The sequence below is a fragment of the Ruegeria sp. AD6 genome, assembly GCF_056542325.1.
Map to the genome: position 1 here is coordinate 72,661 of NZ_JBQFZQ010000004.1, position 20,549 is coordinate 93,209.

General features: G+C 59.5%; 16 protein-coding genes. 8 read left to right on the top strand and 8 right to left on the bottom strand.

Annotation, left to right across the window (positions count from 1 at the left end):
• The first annotated feature begins 36 nt into the window (after nt 1-36).
• The 4 genes from gpmI to ACR0KJ_RS10675 all read left to right on the top strand — a co-directional run bounded on the left by gpmI (nt 37) and on the right by ACR0KJ_RS10675 (nt 6,650).
• Nucleotides 37-1,551: a 2,3-bisphosphoglycerate-independent phosphoglycerate mutase gene (gene gpmI / locus ACR0KJ_RS10660; protein ID WP_480626642.1), complete on the top strand. Its 1,515-nt coding sequence runs from the start codon at nt 37-39 to the stop codon at nt 1,549-1,551.
• The gene (locus ACR0KJ_RS10665) at nt 1,548-2,678 is read left to right on the top strand and encodes a peptidase M23 (RefSeq protein ID WP_170453902.1); all 1,131 of its coding nucleotides are present in this window, start codon (nt 1,548-1,550) and stop codon (nt 2,676-2,678) included. Before gpmI ends, ACR0KJ_RS10665 begins: the two co-directional genes overlap by 4 nt.
• A gap of 6 nt (nt 2,679-2,684) precedes the next feature.
• A complete protein-coding gene (locus tag ACR0KJ_RS10670; protein WP_170453901.1) occupies nt 2,685-4,025 on the top strand; it encodes a S41 family peptidase in 1,341 nt (446 codons plus the stop codon).
• Between the two features lie 591 nt (nt 4,026-4,616).
• Nucleotides 4,617-6,650, top strand: coding sequence for an autotransporter family protein (locus ACR0KJ_RS10675; protein ID WP_480626643.1), 2,034 nt, complete (start codon nt 4,617-4,619; stop codon nt 6,648-6,650).
• Between the two features lie 179 nt (nt 6,651-6,829).
• Here the strand turns inward: ACR0KJ_RS10675 and ACR0KJ_RS10680 are convergent, their stop codons facing one another.
• The 3 genes from ACR0KJ_RS10680 to ACR0KJ_RS10690 form a co-directional block, all read right to left on the bottom strand.
• Nucleotides 6,830-8,356 (bottom strand): MFS transporter, encoded by a 1,527-nt coding sequence (locus ACR0KJ_RS10680; protein ID WP_170453900.1) that lies wholly within the window; start codon nt 8,354-8,356, stop codon nt 6,830-6,832.
• Between the two features lie 78 nt (nt 8,357-8,434).
• The gene (locus tag ACR0KJ_RS10685) at nt 8,435-8,794 is read right to left on the bottom strand and encodes an Ig-like domain-containing protein (protein WP_170453899.1); all 360 of its coding nucleotides are present in this window, start codon (nt 8,792-8,794) and stop codon (nt 8,435-8,437) included.
• An 11-nt stretch (nt 8,795-8,805) separates the two neighbouring features.
• A complete protein-coding gene (locus ACR0KJ_RS10690; protein ID WP_480626644.1) occupies nt 8,806-9,567 on the bottom strand; it encodes a DUF6478 family protein in 762 nt (253 codons plus the stop codon).
• Nucleotides 9,568-9,817: 250 nt separating this feature from the next.
• Here ACR0KJ_RS10690 and ACR0KJ_RS10695 point away from each other — a divergent pair, with 250 nt between their 5' ends.
• From ACR0KJ_RS10695 to ACR0KJ_RS10710, 4 genes are read left to right on the top strand one after another with little or no spacing between them, the layout of a single operon-like run.
• The gene (locus ACR0KJ_RS10695) at nt 9,818-12,925 is read left to right on the top strand and encodes an ABC transporter transmembrane domain-containing protein (RefSeq protein ID WP_480626645.1); all 3,108 of its coding nucleotides are present in this window, start codon (nt 9,818-9,820) and stop codon (nt 12,923-12,925) included.
• Nucleotides 12,918-13,808, top strand: a complete 891-nt coding sequence (locus ACR0KJ_RS10700) for a CPBP family intramembrane glutamic endopeptidase (RefSeq protein WP_480626646.1) — start codon at nt 12,918-12,920, stop codon at nt 13,806-13,808. Before ACR0KJ_RS10695 ends, ACR0KJ_RS10700 begins: the two co-directional genes overlap by 8 nt.
• Nucleotides 13,809-13,867: 59 nt before the next feature.
• Nucleotides 13,868-14,800 carry an acetyl-CoA carboxylase, carboxyltransferase subunit beta gene (gene accD / locus ACR0KJ_RS10705; protein ID WP_170453895.1) on the top strand — a complete coding sequence of 311 codons (933 nt, stop codon included), beginning with the start codon at nt 13,868-13,870 and terminating at the stop codon, nt 14,798-14,800.
• Complete coding sequence (locus ACR0KJ_RS10710) at nt 14,797-16,071, top strand: bifunctional folylpolyglutamate synthase/dihydrofolate synthase (RefSeq protein ID WP_480626647.1); 1,275 nt, start codon at nt 14,797-14,799, stop codon at nt 16,069-16,071. The genes accD and ACR0KJ_RS10710 overlap by 4 nt, the downstream gene beginning before the upstream one ends.
• Before the next feature lie 76 nt (nt 16,072-16,147).
• Here the strand turns inward: ACR0KJ_RS10710 and zapE are convergent, their stop codons facing one another.
• The 5 genes from zapE to paaG form a co-directional block, all read right to left on the bottom strand.
• The gene (gene zapE, locus ACR0KJ_RS10715) at nt 16,148-17,206 is read right to left on the bottom strand and encodes a cell division protein ZapE (RefSeq protein ID WP_170632501.1); all 1,059 of its coding nucleotides are present in this window, start codon (nt 17,204-17,206) and stop codon (nt 16,148-16,150) included.
• Nucleotides 17,207-17,386: 180 nt separating this feature from the next.
• Nucleotides 17,387-17,983: a TetR/AcrR family transcriptional regulator gene (locus ACR0KJ_RS10720; protein WP_480626648.1), complete on the bottom strand. Its 597-nt coding sequence runs from the start codon at nt 17,981-17,983 to the stop codon at nt 17,387-17,389.
• A 3-nt stretch (nt 17,984-17,986) separates the two neighbouring features.
• Nucleotides 17,987-19,297 carry a phenylacetate--CoA ligase PaaK gene (paaK, locus tag ACR0KJ_RS10725; protein ID WP_170736007.1) on the bottom strand — a complete coding sequence of 437 codons (1,311 nt, stop codon included), beginning with the start codon at nt 19,295-19,297 and terminating at the stop codon, nt 17,987-17,989.
• Between the two features lie 24 nt (nt 19,298-19,321).
• On the bottom strand, nt 19,322-19,747 hold the full coding sequence (gene paaI / locus ACR0KJ_RS10730; RefSeq protein ID WP_170453890.1) for a hydroxyphenylacetyl-CoA thioesterase PaaI: 426 nt from the start codon (nt 19,745-19,747) through the stop codon (nt 19,322-19,324).
• A gap of 2 nt (nt 19,748-19,749) precedes the next feature.
• The gene (gene paaG / locus ACR0KJ_RS10735) at nt 19,750-20,535 is read right to left on the bottom strand and encodes a 2-(1,2-epoxy-1,2-dihydrophenyl)acetyl-CoA isomerase PaaG (RefSeq protein ID WP_480626649.1); all 786 of its coding nucleotides are present in this window, start codon (nt 20,533-20,535) and stop codon (nt 19,750-19,752) included.
• Between the last annotated feature and the right edge of the window lie 14 nt (nt 20,536-20,549).

Genomic DNA, 20,549 nt, shown 5'->3' on the forward strand with positions numbered 1-20,549 from the left:
TAGAAGGTTCGCCAAGAGCAGTTACCGGAGAGTAAAATGGCCACGCCCAAACCCGTAGTCCTGTGCATTCTCGATGGTTGGGGATTGTCCAAGGACACGCAGGCCAACGCGCCCTATCTGGCGAAAACGCCCACCTTCGATGCGATCATGCAGGGCCCTCATGCCACGCTGATCACCCACGGCCCGGATGTGGGCCTGCCCAGCGGGCAGATGGGCAATTCCGAGGTCGGCCATACCAATATCGGCGCGGGCCGGGTTGTGGCGATGGATCTTGGACAGATCGATCTGGCCATCGAGGATGGATCCTTCTTCGACAATGGGGCGTTGCAGGATTTTATCGCCACGGCAAAGGCGGCGGGTGGTACGGCGCATCTGATGGGGCTAGCCTCGGACGGCGGCGTGCATGGCCATGTGAACCACATCGTCGCCGCGGCCAAGGCAATCACCGACGCAGGTGTGCCGGTAGCGTTGCATGCGGTGACGGATGGGCGCGACGTGGCCCCGAAATCGGCTTTTGGGTACATCGCCGAGCTTGAGGATCGCCTGCCCGAAGGCGCGCGCATCGTCACCGTCAGCGGGCGCTACTTTGCCATGGATCGCGACAACCGGTGGGAGCGCGTGTCAGAGGCGTATAACGCCATGATCAAAGGACAGGGACGCGCGGCCAGTTCCGCGCATGGGGCGGTCGATCACGCCTATAACCAATCCGAGACGGATGAATTCATCACCCCGACGGTGCTGGATGGCTATAAGGGTGTCAAAGACGGCGACGGGTTCTTTTGCCTGAACTTCCGCGCCGACCGCGCACGGGAAATCCTGCGCGCCATTGGCGAGCCGGGCTTTGCCGATTTCGACACCGGCCCGCGCCCGGTGCTGTCGGCCTTGCTGGGGATGGTCGAGTATTCCGACGGCCACAACGGTTACATGACAACGGTGTTCCCGAAACGCGCCATCGTGAACACGCTGGGCGAATGGGTGGCCAAGCAGGGCCTGCGCCAGTTCAGGCTGGCGGAAACCGAGAAATATCCGCACGTGACCTTCTTCCTGAATGGCGGCAAAGAGGTACCCGAGGCAGGCGAGGACCGCTTCATGCCCAAATCGCCCAAAGTGGCGACCTATGATTTGCAGCCCGAGATGTCCTCGGCCGAGGTGACCGCCAAATTCGTCGAGGCGATAAAGGCGGGCTATGACCTGATCGTCACCAACTACGCCAACCCGGACATGGTTGGGCATACAGGCGATTTGCAGGCTGCGATCAAGGCTTGCGAGGCGGTGGATCAGGGTCTGGCACAGGTTGTCGAGGCGTTGAACACCGCCGGTGGCGCGATGATCGTCACCGCCGATCACGGCAATTGCGAAATGATGGTCGATCCGGAAACCGGCGGGCCGCATACGGCGCATACGCTGAACCCGGTGCCGGTTGCTCTGGTCGGTGGCCCCGCAGATGCCGCGTTGCGAAGCGGGCGATTGTCGGACCTTGCGCCAACGCTTCTGGACCTGATGGACCTGCCCAAACCCCCTGAAATGACCGGGGAAAGCCTGCTGTCATGAGGGGTCTGGCCGTCGCAGTCGCGCTGTGTCTTGCCGGTTCGGCGACGGCCCAAAGCAATCCGTCTGAGGCGGCGCTGGCAGCGGCGGAGATGCTGGAACAGGCCTCGGTTTCACTGACCGAAGCCGACAGCGCGCGGGACCGCGTGCGGGCCCTGACCCAGACGATCCAGGCCTACGAGGCCGGACTGTCCGCCATGCGCGACGGTTTGCGCATGGCCGCCACGCGTGAGGCGCAGCTGTCTGCCGAATTGCGCGCCCGCGAAAAGGATGTGGCGCAGCTGCTGGGTGTGTTGCAGACGATCGAGACCACCGCACCGCCGGTTCTGATGCTGCATCCCTCTGGCCCTTTGGGCGCGGCCCGCACCGGCATGATGCTGTCCGAGGTCACACCGGGCCTAAACGCCAAGGCCGAAGCTTTGGCGCGTGATCTGCAAGAGGTTCAGACCCTGCGCCTATTGCAACAGGACGCCGCCGAAACCCTGACCGAAGGCCTGACCGGTGTGCAATCGGCCCGCACCCGTCTGAGCGAGGCGATTGCCGACCGCACCGACCTGCCGCAGCGCTTTGTCGAGGATCCGATCAAGACGGCGATCCTGATCTCGTCGACCGAAACGCTGGACGGGTTTGCCAGCGGATTGTCCGAAATCTCGGAAGGGGAGATTGCGGCCACCAATGCCAGCGTCTCGGGTCGCAAGGGTGATATATTGCTGCCGGTTCAGGGCATTCTTCTGCACAGGGCAGGCGAAACAGACGCGGCGGGCGTGACGCGCCCCGGTCTGGTCCTGGGCACACGGCCCCGCGCGCTGGTGACTGCGCCCACTGCGGCAACCATTCGCTATCGCGGCCCGCTGCTGGACCTTGGAAACCTGATTATTCTGGAACCGCAACCGGGGCTTTTGTTTGTTTTTTCCGGCTTGCAAGAGGTCTATGGCGACATCGGACAAGTGATCCCCGAAGGCACACCGGTTGGGCTGATGCCCGGTGAAACCCCGGAAATCGGCGCTATTTTGTCAACAACTGGTGATGGCACTGGAACTGACCGGTCAGAAACGCTCTATATAGAGGTAAGAGAAGACAACAGCCCCGTGGACCCGGAATCGTGGTTTCGGACCAGCAAGGATGGATAAACGAGTATGAAGAAATTTGTGATGGCCGGACTGGCCGGAACCGTGGCAGGCATCATTGCAACCACTCAGATTGCAGGCCCGTTGCTGGCGCAAGAGGCCGAAAAGAAGGCCGATGTGTATCAGCAACTGGACCTGTTCGGTGACATCTTCGAACGCATTCGCGCGCAATATGTCGAAGAGGTCGAGCCCGAGGAACTGATCGAAGCGGCAATTGACGGCATGCTGACCTCGCTGGATCCGCACTCCAGCTACCTGTCCCCCGATGATGCCGAACAGATGCGCGTGCAGACGCGGGGTGAGTTCGGTGGCCTTGGCATCGAAGTCACGCAGGAAGAAGGCTTTGTCAAAGTCGTCTCGCCCATCGATGACACGCCCGCCGATGAGGCCGGGATCGAGGCCGGGGATTTCATCACTCATGTGGATGGCGAAAGCATTCTGGGCCTGACATTGGACAAGGCCGTTGAGCTGATGCGCGGGCCGGTGGGCTCCGAGATCATCATCACCGTTGTCCGCGAAGGCGAGCCCGAGCCCTTCGACGTCACCATCATCCGCGACACGATCAAACTGACCGCCGTGCGCGCCCGCACCGAGGGCACCAGCGTGGTGCTGCGGGTGACTACGTTTAACGATCAGACCTTCCCCAACCTGCAGGCCGGGCTGGAAGAACAGATCGCCGAAGCCGGTGGCATCGAAAAGGTCAATGGCGTCGTGCTGGACTTGCGCAACAATCCCGGCGGTCTGCTGACGCAGGCGATCCGGGTGTCGGACGCGTTCCTGAACGAAGGTGAGATCGTCTCGACCCGTGGCCGCAACCCGGAAGAGGGCGAGCGGTTCAACGCGACCCCCGGTGATTTGGCCGAAGGCAAGCCCATCGTCGTTCTGATCAATGGCGGCTCGGCCTCGGCCTCGGAAATCGTGGCCGGTGCCCTGCAGGATCACCGCCGCGCCATCGTGGTCGGCACCAAGAGCTTTGGCAAAGGCTCGGTCCAGACGGTTATGCCGCTGCGAGGCGACGGGGCGATGCGCCTGACCACCTCGCGCTATTACACGCCGTCGGGACGCTCGATCCAGGCGCTTGGCGTCAGCCCCGACATCATCGTCGAACAACCGCGCCCGCAGCCCGAAGCCGAGGAGGAAGAGGAAAACCGCTTCACCCGGTCCGAGGCCGAACTGCGCGGCAGCCTGGACAATGACAGCCTGAGCGAGGACGAAATCCGCCAGATCGAAGAAGACCGCGCCAAGGCCGAAGCCACTGCTGAACTGCGGGAAGAGGATTACCAGCTGGCCTATGCCATCGACATCCTCAAGGGCCTGTCGGCCTTCAATCCAAACGGGCCTTCGCAGTAGGGCGTTTGGACATTAGGGGCGCGGGGCGGCGTAGGGCCGAACCTCTGACCAAAAGTGTTGATCGTGTGCGAATAAGTGCGCGATCGACAACGTGTGAATGGTAGTTGTGGGTGCCAAAGCAAACGGTGTTCGTTTGGTGAATTTGCTCAAATGCCACAGGAATTTCCTATCAAAAACAAATATATGAATTGTTCTCTTCAAGCCTTATGATGGTGAAGTGGTTTCGCCTTTTGCCGCGAGAGGAGACAGTTGGTGATAATCAATAGCCCGATCGATTTGGGTCGCAAATTGCAGCGCGCGGCTTTGACGAGTTTAACATTCGTAAGTTTAGCTTACTTTTTGTTGTCAGCCAGCGCACAAGCCCAAAGCTCACAGGTTTGCGCTGAATTGGGATCGCCTCGAGTAGAGTATTCATCTGGATCTGAAACTACTCTTACAAACCAAACTATCTCTACAACCGAGCGTACGTGTCTTCCAATCCCGAATGGACCGATAACGGGACTTACTATTGAAAACTCATCAATAACGTCCTCTGGGGAGATCGAGATATATGTCCCGGGTCGGAACGTAGTTCCCAGTAACGCTTCAGTATTGACCCTGCTTAATGTAGATGTCGCAGCAGGTAGTGGAGACTTTGTTTCCCGAGAAGCGCTGGCTACAAACCTGAACGGCAAGCTTAGAGTAAATCTGATCAACACTTCGATTGGATCGGGCCGATCCATGACGTTTGCGCCATTCAATGGCCAAAACATCGACCCCACCGAAGTGTACTTTCAATCCGACCGTCCGTTAACCTACGACAACCTGACGGTTGTGGGAGCAACCGAAGTCGTTTTCGGTGCATATTTTATTCAAACTCGGATTGTTGAGGCTTCTGATTTTACACTGACCAATAGTTCGATTTCTTCAACCAGCGATATGGAGATTGCCGCCGGAACAACGTTGCGCCTGGATGCGTCAAGCAGTCTTTCTTCCTTTAACTTCGACAATTTTGGCACTTTGGCGGGCAATGGCACGGTAAATGCCGTCAATTTCACGGTAAAAAACGGCGGCGTACTTTCGCCGGGCTTTTCTATCGGAACGCTCCACAACACTGGAGGGATCGCCTTTGATGCCGGATCAACCATCTTGACTGAAGTTGATCCCTTAGCCGGACAAAAAGCCGACTTGGTTACATCCACCGGTCCAGTGACCGGAATCAATCGTGCGAGGATACAGGTCGAAGCAGCTCGACCCGGTTTGTCAGCACAAGACTATGCGTCTGGCAACGATTACACAGTCTTTCAAGCTTCCAGTTTCGACGGTGACACCCCCATACTTGTTGCCGGGGGTTCCTTGCCAGCTCTCTCCAGCTTGAGTATCGCAAATGTGCCAACGGCAGACGGTAGAATTGATATAGCGTTTACGACGCTGCCCGTTTCAAGCCTGCCGCAGAACCCCCTAGTTGCAGGCTCTCCCAATGCCAGTAACCTTTCCGGAGCAGTTGCGAACACGGCAAGCACTTCGCCGGGAACCATGCTTAGCAGTGGCGCGACTTTGGGCAACGCTGTCAGCACGCTAACCAATGCTGGGTTGGCCGGGTTCAATCGGGTACATGCCGAGCCCTATTCCTCAAATTTGACAATCGGGTTGGAGCAACTGGACCTGATAACCAACGCTGTGCTTAGCCACGCAGATTGTCGCAGGTATCAATCGGTTGGCTTCAGGACCCAGGACCAACCCATTGCGTCCGGTGACATCGATGCCATCCAGAACAGGACTGGTGCAATAGACTGTGCTGATCGTCGCTGGTGGATCGATACAGCTTATGTGAGTGGCAATGTCGATGGCAGTAACGGCCTCGGAACATTCGATTATTCGCTCAGCACCATTGTGGCCGGTGCGGATGTCGTAAGTTCCGATAGAGGGGTCGTTGGCGTTTACGCAGGCGTTGGGACGTCCTCCATGGATGAGCACGATCAAGTCGATCAAGACTTTTCGACCGACAGCTATCACGCTGGTGTTTACGGTCGTACGACAACCGGAACCTGGGAATTTTCCGGGTTGATCGGATACATGTTCGGTGAAACCGACGCCAGGCGGATTAACCCTTCTCTTGATGGCTTTACTGGAGGTGAGGCAAAATCGGATCTTGACCAAGAGGGAATTCACGCCGGTGTTCAGGCAAGGAAGCTGGTCAACCTGAAAAGCGGTGCAAGAATGTCCACAGTTTTTGGATTGAATTATGGTCGCATCCGGCAAGGCTCTGGGACAGAGACCGGGGGCGGTGACTTTAACTATTCAGTTGAAAATGCGGATGCGGAGTCCCTGATCGCTTCCATTGGAATTGACTATCAACAGGACTTCTTAACCGAGAATGGTTTGCTCACACCAATAGCCTTTGCCCGCTACGAGTACGACTTCTATGCCAACAAGAACAGGGAACACGAAATCACCGTTACGAGCCCGATATTTGGGACATTCACTCAAGTCGGACAAAACCGAGGAGCCAATGGGTTCGTTCTTGGGCTGGGGCTAGGGTATCAGATGTCTGAGCAAACTAGGTTCACGGCAGGGTACAGTTATTCGGCTCGTTCCAATGGCGAAGAACATGGCCTGGGAGCAAATTTAAGCGTACTGTTCTGATCAGTAAAAAAAGCCATCGATTAAACTGCGGCTTTGTTGCGCACTGCCGCCGTTCCCGGGTGCGGTACATTCCCAGAAATATGCGAGGGTTAAATTTTAGAGTAGTTTAGTACACTGTGCTTTGTATCTGGCCTCGCAATACTTCTGGTAAGTTGCTTGCAGCAGGGCGCGGACCTTCTTCATCCCTCGATCTTGTGCAGTTTGCTTTCGTCCAGCCTCAGCGCAAGAAGAATACCGACCGAGACCGAGATGGTGGAAAAGACAAAGGCCATGCTCATGCCGCTGTTGAAGGCCGCTGAAAGGGCGGATTTGACCGTTTCGACCTGATCCGCATCAAATTTGGCCAAAACCGCGCGGGCCGAGTTTGTATCGAGTGTGCCGCCGTTGATGGCGCGCAGATCGGTGTCGGACAGGGTGATCTTGGCGGCGGCCAGTTTGTCGCGCAGGCTGGACAGGGACACCACATACATGATCGCGGTGGCGCAGGCGACGGAGATCGCTCCGTAAACAAGGTGGGTCATGAAACTCAGCCCACCGACCAGACCGGCGCGTTCGGGCTTGACCGCACAAACTGCCGCGGTGCCCGACGGACCAACCGTCAGCGTTGCCCCCAGCCCGATCATCGCCATGCCGGGCAGGATCTGGAAATACCCCAACCCGCCGGGCAGAAGCACGATGCTGGCCGAGCCGATGGTGGCCAGCATGTATCCCCAGAACAACAGCCGCTTGGGCCCGAAATCATTGTAAAGCGTCCCCGACACGATCGAGCCCACGGCCAGCAGAACGGTCAGCGGAGCAAGCCCCAAAGCCGAGGCAAAGGTCGACCAGCCAAGCACCTTTTGCATGTATTGCGGGAAATACAGCAGGGCGACAAAGGCAGCGGAGACGTTGAACATGTTCAGCCCCAGTGTGATCCGGAACTGTTTGTTCTGCATCATCTGCGGCAGTAGCAGTGGTTCCTTCACGCGTTTCTCGACCTTTGGGAACAGGAAAAACAGAACCGCGCTGACAAAGAACAAAAGCAGCAGCGGAACCGAGGTCCAACCCCAATCCGCGCCGACATCAAGCCCGTAAAGCAGAAGCAGTACGGCCAGGGACAACAGGCCCATACCGGCGAAATCGATATGCTCGCCCTGCTTGTGCTGGGTCTCGCGCTCCATCAGGACCAGCGCGGTGGCCATCGAGATGCAGGAAAAAATCACATTCGCCAGGAAGAAATAGCGCCACTCGCCCAGGTTTACGGCAAGCCCGCTGATCATCGGACCAAAGACGTTGCCCGAGGTGACGCCGGCCAGGATCAGACCCATCACCAGCGCGCGGTGTTCCTGACGCGAGACTTTGGTGGCCCCGAAAGCCAGCGTGCAGGGCCAGACGCAGCCCGCGCCGATCCCTTGCAGCGCCCGCGCGCCGATCAGGAAATCGAGGCTGGGGGCCACAAAACACATCACCGACGAAAACAGAAAGATCGTCAGGCCGATGATCATGATTTTGCGGTGGCCGTACATATCGCCAAGGCGGCCCCCGGCTACCATGGTCATGGCAAAGAACAGCGCATAGATATTCAGGACCCATTGGGTGCTGGTGATATCGGTGTCAAAGCTGTTCTCGATTGCCGGGACCAGCATCAGGGCGCCGGTAAAATCGATCCCGATGCCGAAGGCGGTCACCATCAAAGCGATGACTTTTATGATGCTGCTCCGCTCCATATCCGCACCTTTTTCGATCCTGGTGGGTCAATGATGCATGAAAAGGGCTGAAAAGATAGGGAAACCGGCCCGAGGCGGTCAGGCGTCGTCCCGGCAAATCCGGCGGAAGGCGCGTTTGAGCATCTCCAGTTCGGCGCGCAACAGCTCGACCTCGGCGCGCAGATCATCGGCGGCGGGCTCGCCCGCGATTATGGTGAAACCGCCCAGCTTTTGCGTGTTAGCCGTGTCGATGATGACAAAGCTATGAACGCCTTCGGACAGGGCGGCAACGGGAACGGGCACTGTGATGGTCCAACCGCCATCGGCGGGTGAGACCTCGACCCCAGACAAGGTTTCGCCCAGATAGCGGGCCTCGATCTGAGGCTGCGTGTCTGCCTCAAGATGGCCTTGCCAGATGCCGTTTTCAAAGCTGGATGGGGTCAAGCTGGGCTGCGTCATGTCCTGGCGTCTCACAAATCGGCGCGGTGGCGGCGGCAGAAGGTCAGATCGCGCAGAACGATGCGGTTCATGCGCGGGTTTTTAAAGATCAGGTCCAGCCAGATCTTTTCGATCCGCCGCTCGTTCAGGGGCAGATGCGCCAGATCGAAATCCACCGCCACGGGGGATACGGATAAATCCATCTGCCGCAGCACCTGTTCGGTGTTTGGCCCGTGCTGGATGTTGAGGCGTGCAAACACGCCCGAGTTCTGTTCGCTGTCAATCAACGTATCGACACGCATCAGATGTTGTTTGGTCAGATCCCGTGCGGCCTCGGGCGGCAGTTCGACGGACAGTGACAGGAATGAGCCCTCGAAGCTGAACGCCTCAACCGCCAGGCTGAACGGGGCCAGATCATCGTCGCCCCGGTTGCGGACCTGCCGCACCGCGATCTCGGATTGTGGACAGTCGTGGAACAGGGTGACCTGACCGTCAATCCCGGCCTTGCGCGGGGCCGAGGCCACACCCGGTCGGGCCAGAGGTCCGCGCCACAGGTCCGGGCGCCAGGACCAGTCGGTGCCGACGGGTTTGGGAAACTGAACCGAGCCAATCTGGGGACGGATAAGACGCCCATCGGCAATATGGATCAGCTTGTTCAGATGGGCCCGCAGCCCGCGGGCCTGATCGCGCTGAAGCCGCAGTTTGGACTGCGGCACATCCTGCGCCTGCTGCGCGGCGGTGCGCCAACGCTGCATGGCCCGTCGATGAATATAGCGATCCAGAATCCTGCCCATGGTCCCATCGTCCGAAGTTGTACCTCTTTAGTCAAAGACGCGGTGCGGGACAAACCCGGAATGGCACAGTAGGGGGCGAATATTCACCAATCCTGAAGACGCACCCCCGCAGGCCCCGATTTCGTGCCAAGAAACACCCCAAGCGTTCTTGTATTACGCGGGGCCAGTGCTTACCGTCTGCCACCTGACTTAAAGTGGGTCTTTCTTAGGAACCTCGGCGCAACAATTTCATTACAGACAAGGCCAGTGCATGGAACCCACTCTGTTTTCGTTTATTTGGAAATACTCGAAGAAACAGCAACTTGTGCTGCTGGTTCTGACCGTTTTGTCATTTCCGTTCCTGTATGCCTCGCTGGAATTGCCCAAGCAGATCATCAACGACGCCATTGGGGCGCCGGGGGATACGGTGACCCTGTTGGGGATCACCTTCACACAGGTCCATTACCTGCTGATCCTGTGTTGCGCCTTTCTGGCCACCGTGATCGCAAGCGGGTTGATGAAAATGCGCATCAACACGATGAAGGGCGTTCTGGCCGAGCGGATGCTGCGCCGGTTGCGGTTCACGCTGATCAACCGATCCATGCGTTTTCCAAAATCCTACTTTGCGACGACAAGCCAGGGCGAGCTGGTCTCGATGATCACCTCCGAGGCCGAGCCGATGGGCGGGTTGATGGGCGACGCCATTGCACAGCCGGTGTTCCAGTTCGGCCAGATGATGACCATCGTCACCTTCCTGTTCATGCAAAGCGTCTGGTTCGGGTTGGCCAGTATCGCCCTGATCCCTCTCCAGGCCTGGCTGATCCCCAAGCTGCAGCGCCAGATCAACCTGCTGAACAAGGACCGCATTCAGGAGGTCCGGCACCTGAGTTCCGAGATCGGCGAAAGCGCCGCCGGGATCAGCGATCTGCGCACCAATGGCGGCTGGCGCTATCGGCTGGCGCAGTTCAGCCACCGGCTGGGGAACCTGTTCGAGATCCGGTTCAAGATCTACAACAAAAAGTTCTTCATGAAGTTCCTCAACAATCTGATCACTCAGATGACGCCGTTTCTGTTCTATTCCGTCGGCGGCTATCTGGCGATCAAGGGCGAGATCACGGTAGGCGCTCTGGTCGCGGCCCTTGGGGCGTACAAGGATCTGAGTGGCCCGTGGAAGGATCTTCTGACCTATTACAATCAGGTGCAGGACATGTCGCTGCGCTGGGAAATCGTGACCGAGCGGTTTGCCCCGGACAACATGATCCCCGAGCATCTGTTTGACGGCGAACCCGAGACGATCCCGCATCTGAACGGCGATATCGAGTTGCGGAATGTAACGGTGCGGGATGGTGACGGCAAAACCATTCTAGAGGACCTTGATCTTGTCATCCCCAACGGCGCGCGCGTGGCAATCCAGTCCACCCACGCGTCCGAGCGCAGCGCCTTGGGTCAGCTGCTGACGCGCGAGATTCTGCCGGTTCAGGGTGACGTGATCATGGCCGGGCACGATTTGCGCGAATTGCATCAGTCGGTTATCGCGGCCCGCATCGGATATGCCTATTCGCGCCCATATCTGTTTGACGGAACGCTGGGCGACAACCTGATGATGCCCCTGCGAACGCATCCCCAGCCTCAAAGCGACGATAAGAAGGCCCCGACGCGGCGACAGATCGAATCCGCGCGCTCGGGCAACCCGACGGATTCGCTCAGCGATGAATGGATCGATCCGGGTCTCGCGGGGTTGGAGAATATCGACGATATCCGCAATTGGTGGTTCGAGCTGGTCGAGGCGATGGGCATTGACGAATTCATGTTCCGCCGGACGCTGGGGTCGCGCTTTGATCCCAAGCTGCATCCCGTTCTGGCGCAGGAAATCGTCAATTTGCGGGACACCATTGCCGAACGTCTGCGCGAAAAGGGGTTGGACAAATATGTCTATCGGTTCGATCCCAACCGCTTTAACCCGGCTGTCCCGCTGGGCGGCAACCTGCTGTATGCCGCCCCCACACGTCATATCTCGCCCGAAAGTCTGGCCAGTGACGGGCATTTCCTGTCCATGCTCAGGGCGCATGATCTGGCCGATGACGCGATGAGCATCTCGAAGGCGGTTCTGGATACGCTGAGCCGCACCTTTGGCCGGGACGGCACCGATCACCCGCTGTTTCTGCGACTTGGGATGAGTAAAGAGATGTACCACCGCTGGCTGGACATCGAAGATCGCCGCAAGGGCAAAGGCGACGGAGAGCTGAGCGATGAAGAAAGCGCATTGCTGCTGACCGTGCCTTTCCTTCTGACCGCAGAACAGATCGGCGCGGATTTCCCCGATGAATACAAGGACAAGATCCTTGCGATCCGGCAGGGGCAGGGCGAACAATTGCGCAGTTCGATGAACGGTATGTTCCTGCCGCTGTCGCCGGACATCTATATCTCTATGCTGCCGGTTCTCGAAAACGCGCTGTATGGGCGAATCTCTCTGACCGCCGGCGTCCATGCGGGCGAGATCGAGGACGTTGTGGCCGAGGCTATGAACCAGGCCGGACTGCGGCGCCGCGCGGCGGCCATTATCTACGATCTGCCATCGGGTCTGGGCGGGAACAACCTGCCAACGGTTTTTCAGGAACGCGCCGCGTTTTCGCGCGCCGGTATCAAGCGGCCCGATGTTCTGATCCTCGACAAAGCACTGGCCAGCCACGATTCGGAAAGCCGCCTGCGCACCCGCCTGAAACTGCGCGAGCTGCTGCCGGACTCGATCATGATTTTCATGGAGGATCACTTTGCCCATCCCGAAGCCTATGATCTGTTCATCGAGATCAAGGATGGCCGGATTGACGGTGTGTCCCGCACGCAGACCCTGCACGAAGAAAGCGTCTCGGCCGATCTGAGCCGTAAGCTTGAAATCATATCGTCGACCGAGCTGTTCTCGGGCATCGACGCGCGAAACCAGCGCCTGCTGGCATTTTCGGCGCAATGGTATGATGTCGCCGCTGGTCAGATGATCTTTTCGCGCGGGCAGGTTCCGGATGCGGCGTATCTGTGCATCAAAGGCAAGGCCAATCTGGATTGGTCCGACGAGGATGGAAACCGCCGCACGATCTCGATCATCGAACCTGGTCGTCTGATCGGTGACCTGTCGATCATCACCGGAGATCTACGGCAGCTTGATCTGACCGCCACCGAGGATTGCACCTTCCTGCGCATCGGCGCGGAAGAACTGCGTGCCGTGATCGAAAGCGACGCCGGGGTTGCCGTGCAACTGTTGCAGACTGTGGCAGGTTATCTTTCCACGCTGTCCACACGTATCAACAACGCCAAGGACCCATCGGAAATCTTCCCGGAAGTTGCGACGACGCTTCAGGATGAAAGTGCGGGCCCTGATGCCTGAGCCAACGGCCTATTCCGCGCATGAGCAACTGGTCAGCGATGCCCGTGCCCGGCCCGAGCTGTGGCGGCTGCTGGCCGGGCTGGTCATCGTCATGGCGCTGTATCTGGCACTGAACTCGGTGTTGTTTGCCTTGATCGGGGGCCTGATCCCATCGTCCGAGGTCGAGGGGTTCTTGTTGGGAACCTCGACATCCGGCGCGCTTCTTTTGCTGGCCAGCTTTGGCTTTCTGACCCTGGGCGTGGCCGTTGCAGCCTGGGTGATGCAGCACCGCCCGCTCAGCGCGATTCTGGGGCCGCGACGTTTGGCCATTCAGCAGTTCTTGCGCGTGTTTGTGGCCCTTGTGCTGCTTGGAATTGCGATGGCTGTTCTGCCGCCTTATGGCATGGGCGATCCGCTGACCCCGAATCTGCCGTTCTCTATCTGGTTGATCGTACTGCCTTTCGCCGCCTGCGCAGTGCTGATCCAGACCAGCGCCGAAGAGATCCTGTTTCGCGGCTACCTTCAACAGTCGCTGGCCGCGCGGTTCAGATCGCCGCTGATCTGGATGGGGGTGCCATCGGCCCTGTTCGCCGCCGGTCACTACGCCCCGGGTCTTGCCGGTGACAACGCCCTGATCGTCGCGGTCTGGTCCTGTGTCTTCGGCTTGCTGGCCGCTGACCTGACGGCCCGGTCCGGCACCCTGGGCCCGGCTATCGCCTTGCACTTCTTCAACAATGCGGTTGCGCTGCTGTTTGTCTCGCTGCCCGACACGCTCAGCGGGCTGGCCCTGTACCTGCTGCCTTATGACATGTCCGAAACCGGCATGTTGCGACAATGGCTGCTGGTGGATTTCGTCGCAATGTTTGTCGGTTGGCTCACAGCACGGCTTGCCATCAGGCGCTGATTGCATTTCTTTCCGTAGCGTCTTATTTGACGTCAACGCCGCACAAGCAAGGTTCCGACATGAACTGGATCACAAACTACGTCCGCCCCCGGATCAACTCGATCTTTTCGCGCCGCGAGGTGCCCGAAAACCTGTGGCACAAGTGCGACGAATGCGGAACGATGCTGTTCCATCGCGAGCTGGCGGAAAACCAGAATGTCTGTACCCAGTGCGGTCACCACATGGCGATCACCCCGCGCGAGCGGTTCACCCATCTGTTCGACGGCGGTATCTTCACCGAGGTCGAGGTGCCCGCACCCAAAGACGATCCGCTGCACTTCCGCGATCAGAAAAAATACCCCGATCGCATGAAAGCCGCGCAGAAAAAGACGGGCGAGAAAGAGGCGATGCTGGTGGCTTCGGGCGAAATCGGACGTACGCCGATCATTGCCGCCGCACAGGATTTCTCGTTCATGGGCGGGTCGATGGGCATGTATGTCGGCAACGCCATCATCGCCGCCGCGCAAGAGGCGGTGAAACTGAAGCGCCCGCTGATCCTGTTCTCAGCCGCTGGCGGCGCGCGGATGCAGGAGGGGATCCTGAGCCTGATGCAGATGCCGCGCACCACCGTCGCGGTCGAAATGCTGAAAGAGGCGAACCTGCCCTATATCGTCGTGCTGACACACCCGACGACGGGCGGCGTAACCGCGTCTTACGCGATGCTGGGCGATGTGCACATTTCGGAGCCCAACGCCCTGATCTGCTTTGCCGGCCCGCGCGTGATCGAACAGACGATCCGGGAAAAACTGCCCGAAGGCTTCCAGCGCGCCGAATACCTGCTGGACCACGGCATGCTGGATCGGGTGACCAAACGCACCGAGATGCGCGAGGAACTGATCACCATCACCCGGATGCTGATGAAACAGCCCCCCGCGATCAAGGGCGATCTGCCCGCGCCGGACCCCGAAGCGCCTGCGGCGGATGCCCCGGCTGAGGATACGGACAAGAAATGACCGCGCAGACATCGGACGCCATTCTCGACCGGATGATGGCGCTGCACCCCAAGATCATTGATCTGACCTTGGATCGCGTCTGGCGTCTGCTGGATGCGCTGGACAACCCGCAAACCAAACTGCCGCCGGTGATCCACGTGGCCGGAACCAACGGCAAAGGCTCGACCCAGGCGATGATCCGCGCGGGGCTCGAAGGGGCAGGGCTGTCGGCGCATGCCTACACATCACCGCATCTGGCACGGTTCCACGAACGCATCCGTCTGGCCGGAGAACTGATCTCGGAACCCGATCTGACCGCCGTGCTTGACGAGTGTTACGCGGCCAATGGCGGCGCAAACATCACCTATTTCGAGATCACAACCTGCGCCGCCCTGCTGGCCTTTGCCCGCGCGCAGGCGGACTACACTCTGCTTGAGGTCGGCTTGGGCGGTCGGCTGGACGCCACCAACGTGATCGAACAGCCCGCGGTCACGGTGATCACTCCGGTCTCCATCGACCACGAACAGTTTCTGGGTAACACACTGGCGAAGATCGCGGCGGAGAAAGCCGGGATCATCAAGCGCGGTGTGCCCTGCATCGTCGGCCCGCAAGACGATGAGGCGATGGAGGTCATCGAACAGACCGCCGCCCGCCTCGGCGCGCCGCTGATTGCCCATGGCCAGCACTGGCACGTGGCCGAGGAAAACGGACGACTGGTCTATCAGGACGAAACCGGCCTGCGCGACCTGCCGCTGCCCAATCTGCTGGGCGCGCATCAGATCCAGAATGCAGGCGCCGCGCTGGCGGTCCTGCGGCACCTGAACCTGGGCGACGACGCCTATGAGGCTGCCGTGACCAAGGCCGAATGGCCCGCCCGGATGCAGCGCCTGAAAACCGGACCGTTGGTCGAAGCTGCCCCACAGGCCGAGCTTTGGCTGGATGGCGGGCACAACGCCGCCGCAGGCATTGCATTGGCGGATGTGCTGGCCAAACTGCCCAAACGCCCGACCCACATGATCTGCGGCATGCTGAACACCAAAGACGTGACCGGCTATCTCGCCCCGCTGGCGGCGCAGGCCGAAACCCTGACCGCCGTGTCGATCCCCGGTGAAACCGCCACGCTCAGCGCCGAAGACACCGCTGCGGCTGCGACGAAAGTCAGTCTGCCCGCCACCACAGCCAGCAGCGTTGCAGATGCGCTCAACTCCATCGTGGCCCAAGACCCGCAAGCCCGCATCCTGATCTGCGGCTCGCTCTACCTTGCGGGCAATATCCTGCGCGAAAACGGCTGAGGCGATCCGCCCGCAGGGCTTCATCTGGCTAAAAATACCTCGGGGGAGCCGCCAAAGGCGGCGGGGGCAGAGCCCCCTAGGCCCCCCAATCCTCAGCCTGCATCTCTCTCAGGCGCGAGGCGGTGCGTTCAAACTCAAACGTCCCTTCACCCTCGACATACAGCATCTCGGGCTCGGCAGCAGCGGAACAGATCAGCCGCACCTTCGCCTCATACAAGGCGTCAATCAGCGTGACAAAGCGCTTGGCTTCATTGAAGTTGTTGCGCGACAGGCGGGGGATGTCTTCCAGCACCAGAACCTTCACCTCGGCGGCAATGGCCAGATAGTCCGCGGGGCCCAGCATCCGTCCGCAAAGATCATAAAACGAAGCCCGAGCGATCCCGTTGCGGAACTGCGGAAGCTCGACCGCCCGCCCCTTGACCTGCAACACCAGCGGATCGGCCGGACCACCGGCCAGATCGCTCCAGACCGCGCGGATGCTCTGCCGGGCTTCGGGGCCAATCGGCGTGAAATAGACCGGCGCACCTTCCAGCCGGTTCTGGCGGTAATCGGTGGGTGAGACCAGTTCCCACACCTGAAGCTGTTCCTTGATATGAGCGATAAACGGCAGGAACAGCTGCCGGTTCAGCCCGTCCTTATACAGATCATCCGGATGACGGTTCGAGGTCGTCACGACCACAACGCCGCCCTCATGCAGCAGATCGAACAACCGCCCGACGATCATGGCGTCGGTGATATCGGTGATCTGCATTTCATCAAAGGCCAGCAAACGCACGGATTTCACGACCGCTTGCGCGACAGGGGCAAGCGCATCCTCAACCCCGTCCTGCCGCGCCTTGTGCATCCCGGCATGAATTTCCTGCATGAAGGCATGGAAATGAACGCGCCGCGCGGGGATGTCCTGCAAACTGTCGACGAACATATCCATCAGCATGGACTTGCCACGCCCGACGCCGCCCCACAGGTACAATCCCTGCGGTGCAGGTGGCGCCTTGCGAAACAACCCGCGTTTCACTGGTGCGGCCAGCGCGGCACGGATCCGTTCGAAATGTGGCAGAACAGCCTCTTGCGCGTCGTCGCGGGTCAAAATGCCTTCGGCAATGCGGGTGTCGTAAAGCGAGATCAAATCCGTCATAAACCCGAGCCTTACCTTTGACCCCCAGGCTTGAAAAGCGTCATTTCGGACAATGCATCAATTTTGCGGGATCGTTGTGGTGCCCGGGTGAATGGCCCGTCCAATTGCCAGACGGTCACGGCGCAGGCGCAGGAATTCTGTTTCAGGCCAACATAACCCGACAGAGAAGAAATACCGATCCTACAGGTTTCGAACCCCGTCCGAAGTCAGGGAACTGACCAGATCGGCATAGTCTTCGCGGGCTTTTGGCCCCGCGCCGGAATTCCACATGTAATACCAGTTCAGCATCCCAAAGACAGACATGGTGGCCCCGCGCAGCTTGTCCTTGTCATCGCCAAAGGATTGAGGCGACAGGTCCCTCAGAATGTCGCGCATGAAATTCACCAAATCCTTCTGATAGCCGCGTAGCCGCTTCTGTTGATCATCGGTCAGGGCACTCATGCCGCTGATCTGGACCCGGTGTTCGTCATCCGCACCCTGATAGGCAAACAGGATCTCGCGCACGGCCTTGCGCAGCTTCTCCTCAGGGTCCAAGCCGTTCAGATCGAGTTTGCAAATCCGGTCGCGCAGTTCCCGCAGATAGGTTTCAAGGATGTCATACAGGATAGCATCCTTGCTGTCGTAGTAGTGATAGATGTTGGCCTTTGAGATCCCGCATTCCTTGGCCAGCAAGGTCATCGATGCGCGGTCAAACCCCTGATCGGCAAACACTTTGGCCGCCATTTTCAGGATCTGCTTGCGTTTCTGGTCGTGGTCTTTGGCAATTGTCCGGGCCACGGCTTATTCCTTGTCGCGATTGTCGATGACGCGCTTCGCCTTGCCCTGAGAGCGTTCGACGTCGCCGGGGTCACCTACAACAATTTCCGTGGAAACGCCAACGACGTCCTTGATCCGCTTGGTCAGCATTCGCGCCGCGGCAGTCTTGGACAGCTCATCGGTGGAATCCAGCGCCGCCTCGACAAAGACACGCATGGCGTCCATGCGACCGGATTTATAGAGTTCGATCTGGTAGTAGGGCGCAAGGCCGCCGGTCGCCATCACCTGTTCCTCGATCTGGCTGGGGAAGACATTGACGCCGCGCAGGATCATCATGTCGTCGCTGCGCCCAGTGATCTTGGCCATCCGGCGCATGGACCGCGCCGTGCCCGGCAAAAGGCAGGTCAGGTCACGTGTGCGATAGCGGATCATCGGCAGACCTTCCTTGGTCAGGGTCGTGAACACCAGTTCTCCGGTTTCGCCGTCGGGCAGGACCTCGCCGGTTTCGGGGTTGATGATTTCGGGCAGGAAATGGTCCTCCCAGATCACCGGGCCATCCTTGGTTTCAACGCATTCATTGGCGACACCGGGACCCATGATTTCGGACAGGCCGTAGATATCGACCGCGTGCATGTCAAAGGCGGCCTCAACCTCGGCCCGCATGGCGTCCGTCCAGGGTTCTGCGCCGAATACACCCACCTTCAGCGAGCTTTCGCGCGGGTCCAGCCCCGCTTTGTGGAACTGTTCGAGGATATTGAGCATATAGGACGGCGTCACCATGATCCCGTCGGGCCGGAAATCATGGATCAGGCTGACCTGCTTTTCGGTTTGCCCGCCTGACATGGGTACCACGGTCGCGCCCAGCCGTTCGATCCCGTAGTGGGCCCCAAGACCGCCGGTGAACAGCCCATAGCCATAGGCATTGTGCACCATGTCCCCCTTGCGCAGCCCCGACGCGCGCAGGGACCGTGCGCCCAGATCGGCCCAATTGTCGATGTCGGATTTTGTGTAACCCACCACGGTCGGTTTGCCCGTCGTGCCGGATGAGGCATGCAGGCGAATGATCTCGCTGCGTGGGACGGCGAACAGGCCAAACGGGTAATTGTCGCGCAGGTCGTTCTTGTAGGTAAACGGAAACTTCGCCAGATCGGAGAGCTGTTGCAGATCGTCAGGATGCACGCCCGCCTCGTCAAAGCGCTGCCGATACATCGGAACGTTGTCATAGGCGTGGCGTACCGACCATTTCAGGCGCTCAAGCTGTGTGGCGCGGATTTCGTCGATCGAGGCGATCTCGATCGGGTCCAGGTCCGCCCGGTTCGGGGAAAGGTCTTCCATCGCGTGCCTCCTCTGGTCGCGAAGCTATTCTTCGAAATTCTGACCACCAATCGCGCGGGACATGCCACGAAACTCGGCGATCAGAGTGTTGTCCTGGTTGGTAACGCGGACGTCGTAGATACCGTTGCGGCCCGCAACGGTGACTTCGGTCGCGGTCGCGGTCAATTGGTCGCCCTTTTTTCCGGGGGCGAGAAAGCTGATCGTCGTATGCTGCGCGACGGTTGCCGTGTTGCGGCTGTTGCAGGCAAAGGCAAAGGCGCTGTCGGCCAGCGCATGGGTGACGCCCCCGTGGCACATGCCGTGCCCGTTACAGTGATGGGGCGCGATGGTCAGGGTCAGGACTGCGCGGCCTTCATCGACCTCGGCGATCTCCATCCCGAACCATTTGCTGGCCTCATCATTGGCCCACATTGCGGCGGCGGATTTTTCGGCGCGTTCCTTTGGGGTCATCCTTAGCGTCCTTGAAAATTCGGTGCGCGTTTTTCCAGGAAGCTGGAAACACCCTCGGCATAATCCGCGCTTTCACCGCAGGTTTTCATCGCATCTGCTTCGATCTCAAGCTGATCGCTCAGGGATGTGGTGGCCGCGGTTTGAATGCAGTGTTTTGTCAGGCCAAGTCCAAGAGTGGGGCCGTTGGCGAGTTGCGCGGCAAGCGCGCGCGCCTCGTCCATCAGTTGATCATCGGGCAGCGCCTTCCAGATCAGCCCCCAGTCTTCGGCCTGTTTCGCGGTAAGCGGTTGCGCCGTCAGGGCCAGACCCTTGGCGCGAGCCTCACCCAAAAGACGGGGCAAGTGCCAACTGCCGCCGGTATCCGGGATCAGACCGACTTTGGAGAAGCTTTGGATGAATTTTGCGCTTTCCCCGGCCAGAACCATGTCGCAGGCCAGTGCCAGATTTGCGCCCGCGCCTGCGGCGACGCCGTTCACGGCGCAGATCACGGGAAAGTCCATCGACCGTATTAAACGGACCAGCGGCGCATAGAAACTGCGGACCGTTTTGCCCAGATCGGGCGGGCCGTCCATTTTCGACGGGTCGCGGTCGCCGAGGTCCTGACCAGCACAGAAGCCACGCCCGGCTCCGGTCAGCAGGATCGCCCTAGCCCCATTGTCGCGCGCAGATTTCAGCGCGCTCTGCAAGGCAAAGTGCATCTCTTCGTTGAACGCATTCAGCTTGTCGGGACGGTTCAGGGTTATTTCGGCCCAGTTCCCGTTGTCTTGCACAAGAATCGTATCGCTCATGACTGTCCCACCCG

Excerpts from the sequence above, each read along its gene's own strand:
- ACR0KJ_RS10700 (WP_480626646.1), top strand. The coding sequence starts at position 12,918 with ATGCCTGAGCCAACGGCCTATTCCGCGCATGAGCAACTGGTCAGCGAT.
- zapE (WP_170632501.1), bottom strand. The coding sequence starts at position 17,206 with ATGACGGATTTGATCTCGCTTTACGACACCCGCATTGCCGAAGGCATT.
- gpmI (WP_480626642.1), top strand. The coding sequence starts at position 37 with ATGGCCACGCCCAAACCCGTAGTCCTGTGCATTCTCGATGGTTGGGGA.
- ACR0KJ_RS10680 (WP_170453900.1), bottom strand. The coding sequence starts at position 8,356 with ATGGAGCGGAGCAGCATCATAAAAGTCATCGCTTTGATGGTGACCGCC.
- paaI (WP_170453890.1), bottom strand. The coding sequence starts at position 19,747 with ATGACCCCAAAGGAACGCGCCGAAAAATCCGCCGCCGCAATGTGGGCC.
- ACR0KJ_RS10695 (WP_480626645.1), top strand. The coding sequence starts at position 9,818 with ATGGAACCCACTCTGTTTTCGTTTATTTGGAAATACTCGAAGAAACAG.
- paaK (WP_170736007.1), bottom strand. The coding sequence starts at position 19,297 with ATGGAAGACCTTTCCCCGAACCGGGCGGACCTGGACCCGATCGAGATC.
- ACR0KJ_RS10690 (WP_480626644.1), bottom strand. The coding sequence starts at position 9,567 with ATGGGCAGGATTCTGGATCGCTATATTCATCGACGGGCCATGCAGCGT.
- accD (WP_170453895.1), top strand. The coding sequence starts at position 13,868 with ATGAACTGGATCACAAACTACGTCCGCCCCCGGATCAACTCGATCTTT.
- paaG (WP_480626649.1), bottom strand. The coding sequence starts at position 20,535 with ATGAGCGATACGATTCTTGTGCAAGACAACGGGAACTGGGCCGAAATA.
- ACR0KJ_RS10665 (WP_170453902.1), top strand. The coding sequence starts at position 1,548 with ATGAGGGGTCTGGCCGTCGCAGTCGCGCTGTGTCTTGCCGGTTCGGCG.
- ACR0KJ_RS10710 (WP_480626647.1), top strand. The coding sequence starts at position 14,797 with ATGACCGCGCAGACATCGGACGCCATTCTCGACCGGATGATGGCGCTG.
- ACR0KJ_RS10685 (WP_170453899.1), bottom strand. The coding sequence starts at position 8,794 with ATGACGCAGCCCAGCTTGACCCCATCCAGCTTTGAAAACGGCATCTGG.
- ACR0KJ_RS10670 (WP_170453901.1), top strand. The coding sequence starts at position 2,685 with ATGAAGAAATTTGTGATGGCCGGACTGGCCGGAACCGTGGCAGGCATC.